17 protein-coding genes are annotated in these 14,409 nt (G+C 61.9%); 8 read left to right on the top strand and 9 right to left on the bottom strand.

Translation table 11 applies throughout. From position 1 onward, the window contains the following. Window positions 1-2 precede the first annotated feature (2 nt). Entirely contained in the window at window positions 3-503 is a 501-nt protein-coding gene (locus tag JOE62_RS09005; protein WP_204721997.1) for a GNAT family N-acetyltransferase, read from the top strand. Here JOE62_RS09005 and JOE62_RS09000 read toward each other — a convergent pair whose 3' ends face one another. From JOE62_RS09000 to JOE62_RS08990, 3 genes are read right to left on the bottom strand one after another with little or no spacing between them, the layout of a single operon-like run. Further along, on the bottom strand, window positions 504-1,037 hold the full coding sequence (locus JOE62_RS09000) for a hypothetical protein (RefSeq protein WP_204721995.1): 534 nt from the start codon (window positions 1,035-1,037) through the stop codon (window positions 504-506). Between the two features lie 52 nt (window positions 1,038-1,089). Continuing rightward, window positions 1,090-2,100, bottom strand: a complete 1,011-nt coding sequence (locus tag JOE62_RS08995; protein WP_204721993.1) for an NADP-dependent oxidoreductase — start codon at window positions 2,098-2,100, stop codon at window positions 1,090-1,092. A gap of 51 nt (window positions 2,101-2,151) precedes the next feature. Next, on the bottom strand, window positions 2,152-2,544 hold the full coding sequence (locus JOE62_RS08990) for a DUF1304 domain-containing protein (RefSeq protein ID WP_204721991.1): 393 nt from the start codon (window positions 2,542-2,544) through the stop codon (window positions 2,152-2,154). Window positions 2,545-2,636: 92 nt separating this feature from the next. Here JOE62_RS08990 and JOE62_RS08985 point away from each other — a divergent pair, with 92 nt between their 5' ends. Both JOE62_RS08985 and JOE62_RS08980 read left to right on the top strand, forming a co-directional pair. After that, window positions 2,637-3,215, top strand: a complete 579-nt coding sequence (locus JOE62_RS08985; RefSeq protein ID WP_204721989.1) for a TetR/AcrR family transcriptional regulator — start codon at window positions 2,637-2,639, stop codon at window positions 3,213-3,215. A gap of 96 nt (window positions 3,216-3,311) precedes the next feature. Continuing rightward, on the top strand, window positions 3,312-3,830 hold the full coding sequence (locus JOE62_RS08980; protein WP_204721987.1) for a DinB family protein: 519 nt from the start codon (window positions 3,312-3,314) through the stop codon (window positions 3,828-3,830). A 154-nt stretch (window positions 3,831-3,984) separates the two neighbouring features. Here the strand turns inward: JOE62_RS08980 and gndA are convergent, their stop codons facing one another. Beyond that, window positions 3,985-5,424 (bottom strand): NADP-dependent phosphogluconate dehydrogenase, encoded by a 1,440-nt coding sequence (gene gndA / locus JOE62_RS08975; protein WP_038990948.1) that lies wholly within the window; start codon window positions 5,422-5,424, stop codon window positions 3,985-3,987. 209 nt (window positions 5,425-5,633) lie between these two features. Between gndA and JOE62_RS08970 the strand changes: the two genes are divergently transcribed. Then, a complete protein-coding gene (locus tag JOE62_RS08970; RefSeq protein ID WP_204721985.1) occupies window positions 5,634-6,368 on the top strand; it encodes a FadR/GntR family transcriptional regulator in 735 nt (244 codons plus the stop codon). Between the two features lie 89 nt (window positions 6,369-6,457). Here JOE62_RS08970 and JOE62_RS08965 read toward each other — a convergent pair whose 3' ends face one another. After that, window positions 6,458-7,873, bottom strand: coding sequence for a GntP family permease (locus JOE62_RS08965; RefSeq protein ID WP_204721983.1), 1,416 nt, complete (start codon window positions 7,871-7,873; stop codon window positions 6,458-6,460). Window positions 7,874-7,925: 52 nt separating this feature from the next. Next, window positions 7,926-8,459, bottom strand: coding sequence for a gluconokinase (locus JOE62_RS08960; RefSeq protein WP_204721981.1), 534 nt, complete (start codon window positions 8,457-8,459; stop codon window positions 7,926-7,928). 320 nt (window positions 8,460-8,779) lie between these two features. On the opposite strand from JOE62_RS08960, the gene JOE62_RS08955 reads away from it, so the two are divergent. Then, window positions 8,780-9,040 carry a GlsB/YeaQ/YmgE family stress response membrane protein gene (locus JOE62_RS08955; RefSeq protein ID WP_204721979.1) on the top strand — a complete coding sequence of 87 codons (261 nt, stop codon included), beginning with the start codon at window positions 8,780-8,782 and terminating at the stop codon, window positions 9,038-9,040. A gap of 184 nt (window positions 9,041-9,224) precedes the next feature. After that, window positions 9,225-9,914: a PAQR family membrane homeostasis protein TrhA gene (gene trhA / locus JOE62_RS08950; protein ID WP_174520593.1), complete on the top strand. Its 690-nt coding sequence runs from the start codon at window positions 9,225-9,227 to the stop codon at window positions 9,912-9,914. A gap of 88 nt (window positions 9,915-10,002) precedes the next feature. Here the strand turns inward: trhA and JOE62_RS08945 are convergent, their stop codons facing one another. The 3 genes from JOE62_RS08945 to JOE62_RS08935 form a co-directional block, all read right to left on the bottom strand. Beyond that, entirely contained in the window at window positions 10,003-11,262 is a 1,260-nt protein-coding gene (locus tag JOE62_RS08945) for an MFS transporter (protein ID WP_338085772.1), read from the bottom strand. An 11-nt stretch (window positions 11,263-11,273) separates the two neighbouring features. Continuing rightward, a complete protein-coding gene (argE, locus tag JOE62_RS08940) occupies window positions 11,274-12,443 on the bottom strand; it encodes an acetylornithine deacetylase (RefSeq protein WP_239543294.1) in 1,170 nt (389 codons plus the stop codon). Between the two features lie 93 nt (window positions 12,444-12,536). Next, a complete protein-coding gene (locus JOE62_RS08935) occupies window positions 12,537-13,085 on the bottom strand; it encodes a TetR/AcrR family transcriptional regulator C-terminal domain-containing protein (RefSeq protein WP_204723261.1) in 549 nt (182 codons plus the stop codon). A 418-nt stretch (window positions 13,086-13,503) separates the two neighbouring features. Here JOE62_RS08935 and JOE62_RS16275 point away from each other — a divergent pair, with 418 nt between their 5' ends. Then, complete coding sequence (locus JOE62_RS16275; RefSeq protein ID WP_239543292.1) at window positions 13,504-13,749, top strand: hypothetical protein; 246 nt, start codon at window positions 13,504-13,506, stop codon at window positions 13,747-13,749. A 172-nt stretch (window positions 13,750-13,921) separates the two neighbouring features. Continuing rightward, window positions 13,922-14,344 carry a glycosyltransferase gene (locus JOE62_RS16270; protein WP_239543290.1) on the top strand — a complete coding sequence of 141 codons (423 nt, stop codon included), beginning with the start codon at window positions 13,922-13,924 and terminating at the stop codon, window positions 14,342-14,344. The last annotated feature ends 65 nt before the right edge of the window (window positions 14,345-14,409 follow it).

Below are 14,409 nucleotides of genomic sequence, written 5' to 3'. Positions count from 1 at the left end.
GCGTGGCGCAGAAACTCAGGAAACCTCTGCCGGCTGACGCGCCGGAGTTGGCCCGGCTGCATGTCGAGTGCTGGAAGGAAACCTACACGCATCTGCTGCCTGACGGGTTCTTCGACTCCGCGCATGATGAGCAACGCCTGGGCATGTGGACCAGGGTGCTGGATGACCCGAATCCGCTGTTCCGGATCTGCGTCGCGGAGAACGAGGACAGGAAGCTTGTCGGCTTCGCACTTTCGGCTCCGCCCACGGGAAATACCGAGGGCCTGCGCGAAGACGTGGCTCGGCAGCTGTACAACCTGTATGTGCTGCAGGCCTTCCATGGGGATGGCACTGGGCAAGCGCTGCTGGATGCAGTGCTGGGCGACGAGCCGGCCGTGCTCTGGGTGGCTGCCCAGAATCCGCGGGCCATCAGGTTCTATGAACGCAACGGCTTCGACTTCGACGGAGCCACCGAGGTTGACCCGGCCGCCCCGGAAATCACCGACGCGAGGATGCTGCGGTAGCTAGCCGCCGGCAAGAATCTCCAGGATGTCCGGGTCCGTTGGGGTGCCCAGTTTCGCATCGATCTTCGAGACCAACTGCGCTTGGCGACGCAGCGTGTCGTATTCGGCATGCGAATCAGTGTCCTTCCGAATTCCCATGGAGTCTCGCGCATGGAACTTGTCCAGTGCCAGCTCCTTGACCACATCGCGAATCAACGCCAAGTCCTCGGGCTGCACCGCCCAGCTATCTTGATGCTCGCGCATCCAGGATCTGCGCTGCGCGTCGTCCAGGCCTTCGGGCGGCTGGCCTGCGCCCTGAAGATGCTCGAGCATCGACGTGCCGACATTCTGCTCGACGATGTCCTGGGACAAACACCGGTCAATGGCGTATTGGACGCGTAGCCACCATTGACCGGCGGTATCCACTTTCGAGCGCAGCCGCAGCGTTCGCATGGCCAGGACTACGCCTGCGCCCGCGATGATTACTGTTAGCAGCGGGACGAGCGCGAGCACGATTCCCAGCCCAGTGCCCCAGCCGCCACCATATCCGTTCATGCTCCGATCCTAGATTGGGCTTCGGACCGGAGCAATCGTCACGTGGCCGAGGCTAGATGCGCACGAGCATCTTGCCGGTGTTCGCTCCGCGCATCATGCCCAGGAAGGCGTCCACGGTATTCTCGATGCCGTCAACAATTGTCTCGTCGTAGGCGATCTTGCCTTCGGAGAACCACTGGCCCATGCGCTCGCCGAATTCCGGGGCGAGATCAAGGTAGCTAGAGAGGGTGAACCCCTGCAGCTTCAGCCCGCGGGTGATCAGGTTGGACATGTTCTGCGGACCCGGAGCCGGCTCGGTGGTGTTGTAGCTGGCGATGGCGCCGCACAGGGCTGCGCGTCCGCCATCGTTGAAAGCTGCCAGCGCGGCTTCGAGGTGATCCCCGCCGACGTTGTCGAAAAAGACGTCGATGCCTTCCGGTGCTGCGGCGGCCAGCTGGCCGCGCACGTCGCCATCCTTGTAGTTGAAGGCTGCGTCGTAGCCGTACTTGCTGGTCAGCAGTTCAATCTTCTCGGCGCTGCCGGCCGAACCGATGACGCGCTTGGCTCCCATGAGCTTGGCGATCTGCCCGGCAGCAGTGCCCACTGCCCCTGCGGCACCGGAGACGAAGACGGTCTCCCCTTCTGCAAGATTTGCGATAGCGCTCAGGCCCACGTAGGCGGTCAACCCGGTCATGCCCAGGATGTGCAGACGAAGAGATGACGATACCCCAGGCAGATCAGGCACCGGCTTGAAGCTGGACGAATCGGCTTGCACGGTGTCCGACCAGCCCAGCTGATGCTGGACCAAGGTGCCTGCCGGGAATGCCGCGTCAGCGGTCTCGACCACGCGGCCAATCGCTCCGCCGAGGATCTGCTCGCCGATCTGAAACGGAGGAATGTAGGAGCGGGTGTCGTTCATGCGTCCGCGCATGTAAGGGTCCACCGAAATGAACTCGTTGCGCACCCGGATTTCCCCGGTTTTCAGTTCCGGCAGCTCAACGGTCTGCACGGTGAAGTTCTCGTGGGTCGGCCAGCCGGAGGGGCGGGAGGCGAGCAGGATCTGCGTGCTGGTTGCTTTGGTCATGGTTACCAGTTCTTTCAAGTCTCGGTAGCGTGTGGAATTCTTCGTGTCGTACTAGTTGCCCAGCACGAGCCCAAGGATCAGCAGGACGATGGCCAGAAATGGCAATACCCCCTGCTTGATGGCGAGCTTCGCTTTGCCAGGGCTGCCCAGTGCCAGCACCAGCGCGGCGGCCAGCATCGAGCCGGTTCCGGCGAAGACCAAGGTAGCGCCCACTGCCATGTGTCCCAGGCCCAAGGCGATCACGCCTGCAATCGACGCTATGGCCAGGAAGAGGTTGTAGAACCCCTGGTTGAAGGCCATCTCCCGCGTCGCTTCCGCTTCAGCCTCGCTGGTCTTGAACACCGACCGGGTCTTGGCGGTGGTCCATGTCAGGGACTCCATCGAGAAGATGTAAATGTGCAGCAGGGCGGATGCTGTTGCGAAGATCTGCGCGGCGATGATCATGATGCGTCCTTAATGTGCGGGGAACAACTATTCTGTAACGACCATTTCAATATATACTGGAATGGTCGTTACGAAAAGAGGGGATGGGTGTGATGGCGCGAACATCTGCATTCGATAAGGAAAAAGTCGTCCAGAGTGCCCGATCGGTCTTCTGGTCACGGGGCTTCGAGGCCACGTCCATTCCAGAGCTTGAAAGCGCTACCGGCCTGAGCCGCTCCAGCATCTACAACTCGTTCGGCTCCAAGCGCGGCCTCTTCGACGCAGCGGTGGACAGCTATCTCAACGAGATCGTCCGCCCGCGATTGCGTCCACTGCTCCAGGATCCCGTACCGGCCCACGCGCTGGAAGACTACCTGCGCGGACTTGCCGCCGTCTTCGCGAAACCCGAATCCCTGCCAGCGGCCCATGGCTGCCTGCTGATCAATACCGCCAGCGCACCGATTGCCGCCGAAAACGACATCGCTGCCGTCATTTCCGCCTACCGCGAAGAACTCGATGGCGCCGTGGGCCGCGGATTGAAGGCAGTTTGCCCAGAGCTCTCACCCGAACGCCATGCCCTGCTCAGCGATACCATTACCGGGCTCGTGGTGGCGGCCTTCGCCCTGGTGCGCATCTCCCCCGGCGAAGCAGTCCGCTTGCTGCAGTGCGCGGAGAACCTGCTGGAGGACTAGCAGCACATCTTCCTAGACGGTGCCGCTGCGCGAAGACGGGTTTACCATGGAATCCCGGCAACGGGCTCGGGACTTCCTTGCGCGGAGCGATGACCGATGGACCAGGTTCGAGAACAAATTGCCGCCAGCTACCGGCGTGATGCCGCTGCCTTGGCTGGCTTCTTGTCTGGCGCCGATCGCAGCTCGTTGGCCAAGCACAGCGAAAGCACCCGCTGGAGCAACGAGCAGCTGCTCTTCCATATGGTCTTCGGCTATATGGTGGTCCGCGCGCTCATCCCGCTGGTGCATCTGCTGATCAAATGCCCGCCGTGGATCCGTTCGGCCTTCTGCGCGGTGCTCAATTCCGGCACGCGGCTGTTCCACCCGGTGAATTACCTCGGATCCTGCGTGGCGGCTACGGTCTACAACCATCGCCGGATGCGCACACGGCTGGAGCGGACCCAAGCAACGATCCTGGCCACGCTGGCAACAGAAGACATCGCGGACCTGCAACGCTGCGTCGACTTCCCGCGCCGGTGGGATCCGTTTTTCCATGAGCGCATGAGCTTGGCCGACGTCTATGCCTACCCCAGCTTGCACTTCACTTTCCATGCCAGACAGCTGTCGCTGCCCTGAAGCCGAACCGGTACGCGACGGACAAGTGCCCGCACTACGTCGCGATCAGCGTCTGCGCGGAATACATTCGGCTGATCCATGATCATTCGAGCGCAAAAAATGGCCTGCCCGAACTCCAGCGAGTTCGGGCAGGCCATTGGAGGAAATCCCGGTATTAGTGGGTGTCCTCGGCTGCGATTTCGGTACGGTCACCGCTCCACTGCGTGTGGAAGGTGCCTTCCTTGTCGGTGCGGCGGTAGGTGTGCGCACCGAAGTAGTCGCGCAGGCCCTGGGTCAGGGCTGCTGGCAGGCGGTCGCGGCGCAGGCCATCGTAGTAGGCCAGCGACGAGGAGAACACCGGTGCAGGGATGCCCAGCTGGACAGCAACGGAAACCACGCGTCGCCATGCTGGAACTGCCTTGTTGATGGCCTCGGCGAAGGCCGGGGCGAACAGCAGGTTCGAAGGCTTCTCGCCGGCCGAGTAGGCGGCGGTGATGTCCTTGAGCAGGGCCGCACGGATGATGCAGCCCTCGCGCCACAAGCCGGCGATCTCGTCGAGCTTCAGCTCCCAGTTGTATTCGCCGGCAGCCGAGGTGAGCATGTCGATGCCCTGGGCGTAGGAAACCAGCTTCGAGGCGAACAGCGCCTGGCGCACATCCTCGACGAAGTTCTCCGGCAGTGCGACCTCGGCGGTTTCGCCGGTCAGCACCTGCTGGCCCACGGCGCGGATATCGCGCTGCGAGGACAGCGAGCGGGCGAAGACCGATTCGGCAATGGCCGATACCGGCGAGCCCATGTCCAGGCCGGACTGCACGGTCCAGCGGCCGGTGCCCTTCTGCCCTGCGGAGTCCTGGATGACATCGACCAGCGGCTTGCCGGTGGATGCATCGACGTGGCCCAGCACTTCGGCGGTGATCTCGATCAGGAAGCTGGACAGCTCGCCCTGGTTCCACTCGTTGAAGATCTCTGCCTGCTTGGCCGGCTCGATGCCTGCGGCGTTGCGCATCAGGTCGTAGGCTTCGCCGATGACCTGCATGTCGGCGTATTCGATGCCGTTGTGGACCATCTTCACGAAGTGGCCTGCACCGTCGGTGGAGATCCAGGCGCAGCACGGTGCGCCGTCGTCGGCCTTCGCGGAGATCTTCTCCAGCATCGGGCCCAGCGACTTGTATGATTCGGCGGATCCACCTGGCATGATCGATGGGCCCAGCAGCGCGCCTTCTTCGCCGCCGGAGACGCCGATGCCCACGAAGTGCAGGCCCTTTTCGGCCAGGGAGGCTTCGCGGCGGCGGGTGTCGGTGTAGTGCGAGTTGCCCGCGTCGATGACCACGTCGCCCTCTTCAAGCAGCGGCACCAGCTGGTCGATGACCGAGTCCACCGGAGAGCCGGCCTTGACCATAATCAGCACGCGGCGCGGCGTTTCGAGGTTTGCAACCAGTTCTTCCAAGCTTTCGGTGCGAATGAAATCGCCTTCATCGCCATGCGCTTCGAGCAGCGCGTCGGTCTTGCCGACCGAGCGGTTGTGCAGGGCGACGGTATATCCGTTGCGGGCGAAGTTGCGGGCCAGGTTTGCGCCCATGACGGCCAGACCTGTGACACCAATCTGTGCAGGCATAAAAATAAGTCTCCATCGATTACGGGGAGTTGGACCGCCAAGCAGAGACCGGATGAGTCACGATCCCTGTTCACGGCCACGTGACCCTTCCATCCTACAAGGGCGAGGGCCGTGATTTACAGCGGTTCGCAAAAGTTAAAGCATATTTATTTCGGGGATCGACTTGCCTTGGCCTGATTTGACGCAGGCCATTGGCTAAACTGAACCCCATGGCAACAAGTCTGCACGCTCATGTGGTTGAGCACCTCGGCTCCCGCATTATCAGCGGGCAAATTCCCCGCGGCTCCATTATCCTCGCCGCCGACCTGGAACAGAAGCTGCAGGTCTCGCGCTCGGTGATCCGTGAAGCCATCCGGGTCCTGGCTCAATGCGGCCTAGTCAACAGCACCAAGCGGGTAGGTATTCGAGTGCTCGGCGCCGAGAGCTGGAACCCCTACGACGATCATGTCATCCGCTGGCGGCTGGCCAGCGACCAGAAGGGCGCGCAGCTGCGCTCACTGACCGAACTGCGCATTTCCGTCGAGCCGATGGCCGCGGAACTGGCGGCCGAGTTCGCCCCCGAAACGATGCGCAAGGAGCTGATGATGCTCTCCGCGCAGATGAACCATTACGGACGCCAAGGTGATTTGCGGCGATTCCTGGAGCTGGATATCCGATTCCATGCGGTGGTGCTGGCCGCCTCGGGCAACGAGATGTTCGCGAATCTCGCCACCCCGATCGGAGCGATCCTGCGTGGCCGCACCGAATTGGGCCTGATGCCCGAACGTCCCCACGAAGAAGCCCTGCTCTGGCACCAGTCGGTCGCGGATGCGATCTCCAATTCGGATGCCGCCAGTGCGCGGAAGAATATGGAAAGCATCATGCGCCGGACGCACAACGAGATCTGCAGCCTCTGGGACGGAGCACCGCGCTTGTTCGTGGATCCGGCCAAGAGCTCCCAGTAGCCAGGCTATCCCGCATCGCATTAAGAATCCGCCGGGGCAGCGATCTGCGTCGCTGCCCCGGCGGATTCTTTGCTTAGCCCGAGCTCGCTTTAGGCCAGCGCGGTCGCCAGGCCGTAGAACACCATGACACAGGCGAAGCCGACCACCGAAACCAGCGCCTGGCCAACAGTCCACACCTTCAAGGTCGTGGGCACATCGAGATCCAGGAAGCGCGAGATCAGCCAGAAGCCCGAATCATTGACGTGTCCGGCGAAGACCGAGCCCGCAGCCAGTGCCAGCACCATGGCGGCAACCTGGAAGGCGCTCAGCGAGGAATCGGCCAGCACCGCGGGCTGGACGATGGCGGCCGCCGTAGTCAGCGCCACCGTGGCCGAACCCTGGGCCAGGCGGACGATGGCGGCGATCAGGAAGCCGGCGACGATCAACGGCATGCCCACCGATTCAAGCGAGCTGGCGATAGCGTTGCCGATACCGCTCGCCCGCAGCACGCCGCCGAACATGCCGCCGGCGCCGGTGATCAAAATGATCGAGCAGACCGGGCCCAAGGCCGAGTCCACGACGGTTTCGGTCAGTGTCTTGTCCTTGCCCTTGAGGAATCCCAGCAGGAAGATGCCCAACAGCACCGTAATAAGCAGGGCCACCGGGGTCTCGCCGAGCAGGCGCAGCCAGCGCACCCAGGCGGATTCCGCATCCACGACGCCTGCGGAGCCGAGCATGTTCAAGCCCGTATTCATGAAGATCAGCAGCAGCGGGAGCAGCAGCAGGCTGAATACCGTGCCCACCGACGGCAAGGACTTGAACTCGTCCTTCGATGCCCCGTTGCCCAGAGCCGCATCTAGGATATTCGGGACCGGGATATCGAACTTCTTGCCGACGAACTTTCCGAACAGATGCCCGGCAACGAACCAGGTCGGGATCGCGACGATCAGGCCGAGCACCAGCACGAGCCCGACGTTGGCTTCCAGAAGGCCGGACGCGGCCACCGGTCCAGGGTGGGGCGGCACGAATACGTGCATCACCGAGAAAGCGGTGGCCGAGGGGATTGCGTAGAGCAGCAGCGAACCGCCCAGGCGGCGGGCCACAGTGAAGATGATCGGCAGCATGACTACCAGTCCAGCATCGAAGAAGATCGGGAAGCCGAAGAGCAGCGAGGCCACCGACAAGGCCAGTGGCGCGCGCTTCTCGCCGAACTTGGAGATCAGCCAGCTGGTCATCACATCAGCACCGCCGCTGGTTTCCAGCATGCGTCCGAGCATTGCACCCAGGCCGACCAGCAGTGCCACACTGGCCAAAGTGGATCCGAAGCCGCCGGTCAGTGTCGTAATGACCGATTCAGCGGGGATGCCCGACGCTACGGCGGTCAGCAAGCTGGTGAGTACCAGTGCGAGGAACGCATGGACGCGGAAGCGGATGATCAGCAGCAACAGCAGCGCTACCGCGGCGACCGCCAGTAGCAGCAGGCCGGGCGTGCCCAGCGTCCAGTTCAGTTCAAGTTCGCTTGTCATTGTCTTCCTTGATCAATGGGAGGCCTTTGCCTTGGGGGTTTGCGGATTGATGTCAGTGCGCCGCACGAGGAGCGTTCGGCGAAGTGAGCTTTGCGGCCAATTGGCTGACGATCTCCTCAGGGCTGTCGGCAATATCGGCACTGAGCACCGGTTCGTCCGGGTCCGGTACTTCGAGTGTGGCCAGCTGGCTGTTGAGCAGGCTGGCCGGCATGTACTCGTGCGAACGCGCAGTAATCCGATCCCGAATCAAGTTCGGGCCACCGGCAAGGTGGATGAAAACCGTCGCCGGTGCCAGGCGCCTGATGAGATCCCGGTAGCTTCGCTTGAGCGCGGAGCAGGCGATCACCGGCGGCGCCTGGCGCTGATTGCTTTCGGCCAGCTTCGTTCCAATCAGTTCCAGCCATGGCTCGCGATCAGCGTCATCCAGCGCCTGGCCGGCAGCCATTTTTTCCTTGTTGGCCTTGGGATGCAGGCTGTCGCCATCGATGAATTCATGCTCCAGCCGGTCGGCGAGCAGTTGGCCGATGGTGGTTTTGCCGCTGCCCGAAACACCCATCACCACAATGGGCGGGACTTGCTGATTCATGCATTCACTCCGTTGCGTGCAAACTAATATATGACTTATGGATATTCTAGTTCCATAAAATATGATTTAACTAGACTAAGAGTGAGCTGGGCTACTGTCAACAAATGTCGCGGAGAATTTGCTTGATCCACGCAAACTCACTGGTCAGCCAGTATATTTCCAGGAAATCATGCCAATCCTTCAATCGATGCTTGAACCAAGTCTATGAAAACCCTGAATTTCGCTGCGATTTTCGTAGATCACCTGCTCAAACCCATGTATTGTCTCGTTTTAGGTGGATCGAACCCGACCACTACACAGTCTGACCATTGGAGCGAATCATGGGATTCATTGGATGGATCGTATTGGGCTTGATTGCCGGAGCGATCGCAAAGGCCATTCTGCCCGGCAAGCAAGGTGGCGGCTGGATCGCTACCCTCATTCTGGGCGTCGTAGGCGCTCTGCTAGGCGGATGGATCGGAAGCGCACTCTTCGGCAAGGGCGTGGATGAGTTCTTCTCCATCTCAAGCTGGCTTCTTGCCATTGGCGGCGCACTGATCGTACTGGTTATCTGGGGATTCATCACCAAAAAGCGCGGCTAATCCAGCTTCGCTATCGCTAGCCCCGTCTAGCCAGACAGTTGAACCCGCCGATGGGCAGCTCCCGCTGCCCATCGGCGGGTTCTCTTTTGCCATGTGCTGGCGAATGCCACAGCTACCCACCAGTAATCTGCCGTAGAATTCGAACACGGGGGATTAATCCCCGAGCACCACATTAAGGACGGCCATGGCTACCGCACCACTCCCCGCTCCAAGCACAGTCCGGGCAGCCCGCACTTTCGCGCACATCGGCACCGAACGCACGCGCTGGCGCGGACTCATCCACGCCTGGTCCACCCCAGGAATCATCATCATGAACCTGGTGCTGATCGTGCTGGCCGACGGGCGCTTGGCCGAATGGACCACCGCCGTCTTTGCTCTCTGCTCGATCCTGCTCTTTGGCACCTCTGCGCTATATCACCGCGGGAACTGGACGGACAAGGTTATGGGCCTCTTCCGCCGAGCCGACCATGCGAACATTTTCCTGCTCATCGCCGGCACCTATACCCCGGTCGCAGCGCTGACCTTGCCGGGCCGGCAGGCGATCATCGTCCTGTCGATCATCTGGGCCGGAGCATTGGCCGGGATCGCCATCAAGTCCTTCTGGCCAGCTGCACCGCGCTGGGTAGGGGTCAGCCTCTACATCCTGCTCGGTTGGGGCGCGTTGATGCAGCTGCCAGCGTTCTGGGCAGCGAACCCCGCGGTGATGATCCTGATTCTTGCAGGAGGCGTGGCATATACGGTTGGTGCGGTGTTCTACGCCACCAAACGGCCTAATCCCCTGCCCAAGGTCTTCGGTTTCCATGAGCTCTTCCATGCCTGCACCGTCATGGCCTTCCTCTGCCATTGGACGGCAGTGCTTCTCGTAGCCCTGTAACCGTGCCGGCCAGTTGTTAAAAGCGATCGCCGCAAGCTTCTTCAAGAAGCTTGCGGCGATCGCTTTTATGCATCCGCTACTATGCTGGCTAGCGCTGGCCGTAGCGCTTGCGCACGACAACCAGTCCGAGCAGCGAGATCACGGCAATCGCCATGTAGTACAGGCTGGGCGCATCCAGCGACCCGGTCACGTCAAGCAGCCAGGTCAGCACCAGCGGGGCAATGCCACCCAAGAGGGTTACGCCCACGTTGTACGCCACCGACAGGCCCGAACCGCGGATCGCAGCCGGGAAGAGGTTTGAGAGCAACGCCGGCAGCGGGCCGAAGTAGAAGGACATGATCACGCCAAGCACCGCAATCACGATCACCATCACGATGACGCTCGGCTTCGAAGTCATCAGCTTGAACAACGGGTAGGCCAGCACGAACGCTGCCACTGCCGCATAGGTCATCACCCTTGCCGGGCCGATCCGGTCGGCCAGATGGCCCACCAGCGGAACACCGCACAGCGTGATGATGCCCGCCGAGATTCCACCCAGGAAGGCTGCATCGGCGGGGATCTTCAGGTTCGTGACGGCGAAGGTCGGCATGTACAGGATCATGTACACCGAAATCGTGGCCACGCCAATGGTTGCCACCGCGGCGAGCACGCGTCCGTAGTGCTGGACAAAGAGCGTGCCCAGCGGCGATTTCTCCTTGGCCGTGGAAATGAACTCCTCGGTTTCCTCCAGCTTTGCGCGAATGTACAGGCCGACCGGCCCGATCAGCAGGCCAACGAAGAACGGCACGCGCCAGCCCCAGCTCTCCAGGGCTTCCTGGCTCAAGCCCGTGGTCAGGAAATAGCCGAAGGCCGAGGCCAGCAGCATGGACGCACCCTGGCTGGCGACTTGCCACGAAGAGTAGAACGCTTTCTTATGCGGTGCGGTTTCGATGAGGAACGCGGTGGCCGTGCCGAACTCGCCACCGGCGGAGAATCCTTGGATCAACCGCGAGAGCAGGATGATCAAGGCACCCGCCACGCCCGCCACTTCATAGGGCGGCGCCACGGCCATGATCAGCGTTCCGAGCATCATCAACCCCAGCGTCAGGGTCAGTGCGCTCTTGCGCCCCTTGCGGTCGGCATAGCTGCCCAGCACCATGCCTCCCAAGGGCCTGATCACGTAGGAAATCGCGAAGGTGGCGAAAGTGAGAATCAGCGCGAACGTGCCATCGGATTCCGGATAGAACACCTTGGCGATCGTGGTTGCAAAGGTGGCATAGACAATGATGTCGAACCATTCAAGGGCCGCGCCGATGGAACTGGAGATGACGGCCTTGCGCGCCTTGGCGATCTGTTCTGGCGTAGCCACGGCTCCGGTGCTTATGAGCTGGCCTTTGCAATCAGCGAATCAATGAAGTTCTCGCAGGCCACGATCTGCTCCAGCTCGATGTACTCGTCCGGAGCGTGCGCCTGGGCGATATCGCCGGGACCGCACACCACGGTGGGAATGCCTGCCGCCGCGAACAGCCCGGCTTCGGTGCCATAGGTGACCTTTTCATCGGTGGCAATGGCGCCGCATGAGGCCGCGAAGGACACGATTTCTTCATCGGGTGCGGTATCCAGACCCGGAGCTCCTGCCTGCTGGGCGAGCTTCACTGAGCAGGCCGGGTTCTGCTCGCGCATTTCGGCCTCCAGCTTGGCCGCTTCGTCGCGGAAGCGTCCGGTGAGCGCCTCGCGGTCCACTACCGCCAGCGAGCGGTATTCGAAGTGGACCACTGCCTGCGAGGGAATGGTGTTCACCGCGATGCCGCCCTCGAACTTGTTCACGTTCATGGTGGTGGTCGGTTCGATGAAGGATTCATCGCGCGGACCATTGCTGCGCAGCTCGGCTGAAACTTCTTCGACGAAATTCGCGAAGCGCAGCGCGTAGGAAATGGCGTTGACGCCTTCGGATGGCAACGAGGAGTGGGCGGCGACACCGTTGAACTCGGCGCGGAAAACATTCATCGACTTGTGCCCGCGGATGGCCCGCATGCTCGACGGCTCCCCCACGAAGCATCCGCGCGGTGCCAGGTTCTGGTCAACGATCTTCTGCACTAGCGACACCGCGCCGACGCAGCCGACTTCTTCGTCGTAGGACAGGGCTAGGTGGATTGGCTCGGCAAGTTTTGCACTGGTGAGCTGGTCCAGCTTGGCGAGGATCACCCCGAGGTAGCCCTTCATGTCGCAGGTGCCGCGGCCATAGAGCTTGCCGTCGCGCACCTGTGCATCGAACGGATCGCTGCTCCAGTCCTGGCCGTCCACCGGCACCACGTCGGTGTGCCCGGAGAGCACGATGCCGCCGGTGCGCGTCCCATCGGCCGCGGGGATGGTGGCCAACAGGTTGGCTTTGGTGCCTTCGTCGTTGTGGATCAGCTGGGAGCTGATGCCGTAGGCGTCCAGCTTCTTCACCACATTCTCGATGAGTGGGAGGTTGCTGTCGCGGCTCGTGGTGTCCACGGCGATGAGCTCGTGGATTTCCTTCATGCTTGCTTCGCTGGGCGCAGTCATCTCAGCTCCTGGTTCTAGGCAATAACGCTATGGACTCATAGTTCCACAGTGACCCTTCTCCGCCTAGAAAAATTTCGCAGAATGGCTTTCTGGCTAGTTGCGAATAATGACGGCGCCACGCAAATAGTTCATGATTGCGTCCTCGAAGGCTGCTCGCTGGTTAACGGGCGTTGCCGCTGGGGCCAGCGCAGCTGACAGGTGCGGGTAGCTGCCCGTTTCCAATTGCGTGAACAGTGCCGCTGAATCCTGGGGCTGCTGCTGTTCCTGCTCATTCAGCGCAAATGCCACAGCCATGGCATTGAGCATGGCCAGGCACTGCAGTTTGGCACCCGCATCCAGCCCGCTGCCATCCAGGGCAGGTAATCCGCGCTCCAGGTAGGCCAAAGTGCTCGGGCCCGTGGCATGCTTGCCCATGGCTAGCCCAGGGGTCCACGGATGCCGGCGCATGATCCGCAACCCCTGGGTGGCCAGGCCCAGAAGCTGGTGGGCTGCGGAACCGGTGGGAGACTCGAGTTCATATTCAGCGCTGATCTGCTCCACCATGAGACCGCTGAGTTCCTCGTGGGAGTCCAGATAGCGGTAGAGCGATGCAGGGGCAGCTCCGACCTTGGCAGCTACGGCCCTGATTGATACCGACGCCATGCCTCGGCATCGGCCAGTGCAATCGCCGCCAGGGCGATCTTAGTCTTGGAGTGCCGGGGCTTGGGTCCGGTGTGAGGCTGGATTCCTGGCATTGCTGCTTCTTTACCGCATGGCGCACGATGCGCCAATCTCCGGTGTGTAGTTAATTGCGAACATCGTTCGCTATTAGTGCTACAGGCGAATCCATACGCTTGCTGATGATCGGACCAGGAACACGCGGCGACGTCGCGCCGATGGCTGGCCATGGCCAGAGCCTGGCGGCCCACGGCATCGATGTCTCCATTGCGGCAAACCCTGCTGACAAGGACCTGGTCGTTACCGCAGGCTGCCGCTTCCGGGAGCCGTCCGGGGACATGAGTGCATTGGTCAAGCCGGCACCCCGGGCGCCAAAGCCAGCACCAAGGATCTGCGCTAATGCATGCGGGCGCTCAAAGATTATTTCGAACTGGCAGCAGCCGGAACGATCGCCGCGGCCGAACACGGTGCCGACATCATCATGGCCTATGCGGTAGCACTCTACGCCTATGACATAGCCGAGGCCATGGCGATCCCTGCGATCGGCGCGCACCTGCAGCCCAACGAACCTAGCACGGCGTACGCGCCCATGGCGTTGGGGTCAGCGCGCAGCTTCCGGTCCCCATCCTCCACAGCTTCAGTTCACTAGTCGTTCCGCGTCCCGCTGACTGGCATGAAGGGATCGTCAATTGCGGGTACTGCCAACCGCCGGCCGATCCGACATGGACCCCATCACAGCGACTGCTCGACTTCCTCAACGATGGCCCACCTCCGGTCTTCATTGGCTTCGGCAGCACGCAGGCACTGGAACGGGCCTCATCATGGATGTTGCCCAGCGCGCTGGAAGACGCATCATCGTGCAAGGGGAACCGGAAATCGACGGACCCTCAGTCCTGGGCATTGGCGCAGTTCCGCACCATTGGCTGTTTCCGCAGATGGCGGCCGTCGTGCACCATGCCGGGGCAGGCATCACGGCTGCAGGGCTGCTGGCTGGTGTCCCAGCAGTTCCAGTACCGATCTTCATCGACCAGCAGTTCTGGCCCCAGCGCATCCACCAGCTCGACACTGCCGCTCAGCCCATTGCCTACAAGCAACTGACCGCACGGCGCCTAGCGGCCTCGATTGATGAGGTCCTGGCCAACGAGGATCTGGATAGCGGCGCCCAGCGAATTGCCCGGCGCCTGGTCTCCGAACCTGACAGCTCGATTCCGGTGGCAAGGGTCCTCGAACAGCTCTGCAACTAGTATCGCCCCGGCAGGCCTGGCAGGGGTCGGCAGATCTGGCAATCCGGACACTCGCAGCGGTATTG

It is taken from the genome of Glutamicibacter nicotianae (genome assembly GCF_016907615.1).
GTDB classification, from domain to species: Bacteria; Actinomycetota; Actinomycetes; order Actinomycetales; family Micrococcaceae; genus Glutamicibacter; species Glutamicibacter nicotianae.
Note: the sequence above shows the minus strand (reverse complement) of the source record. Positions and strands in the feature narration are given on the sequence as shown.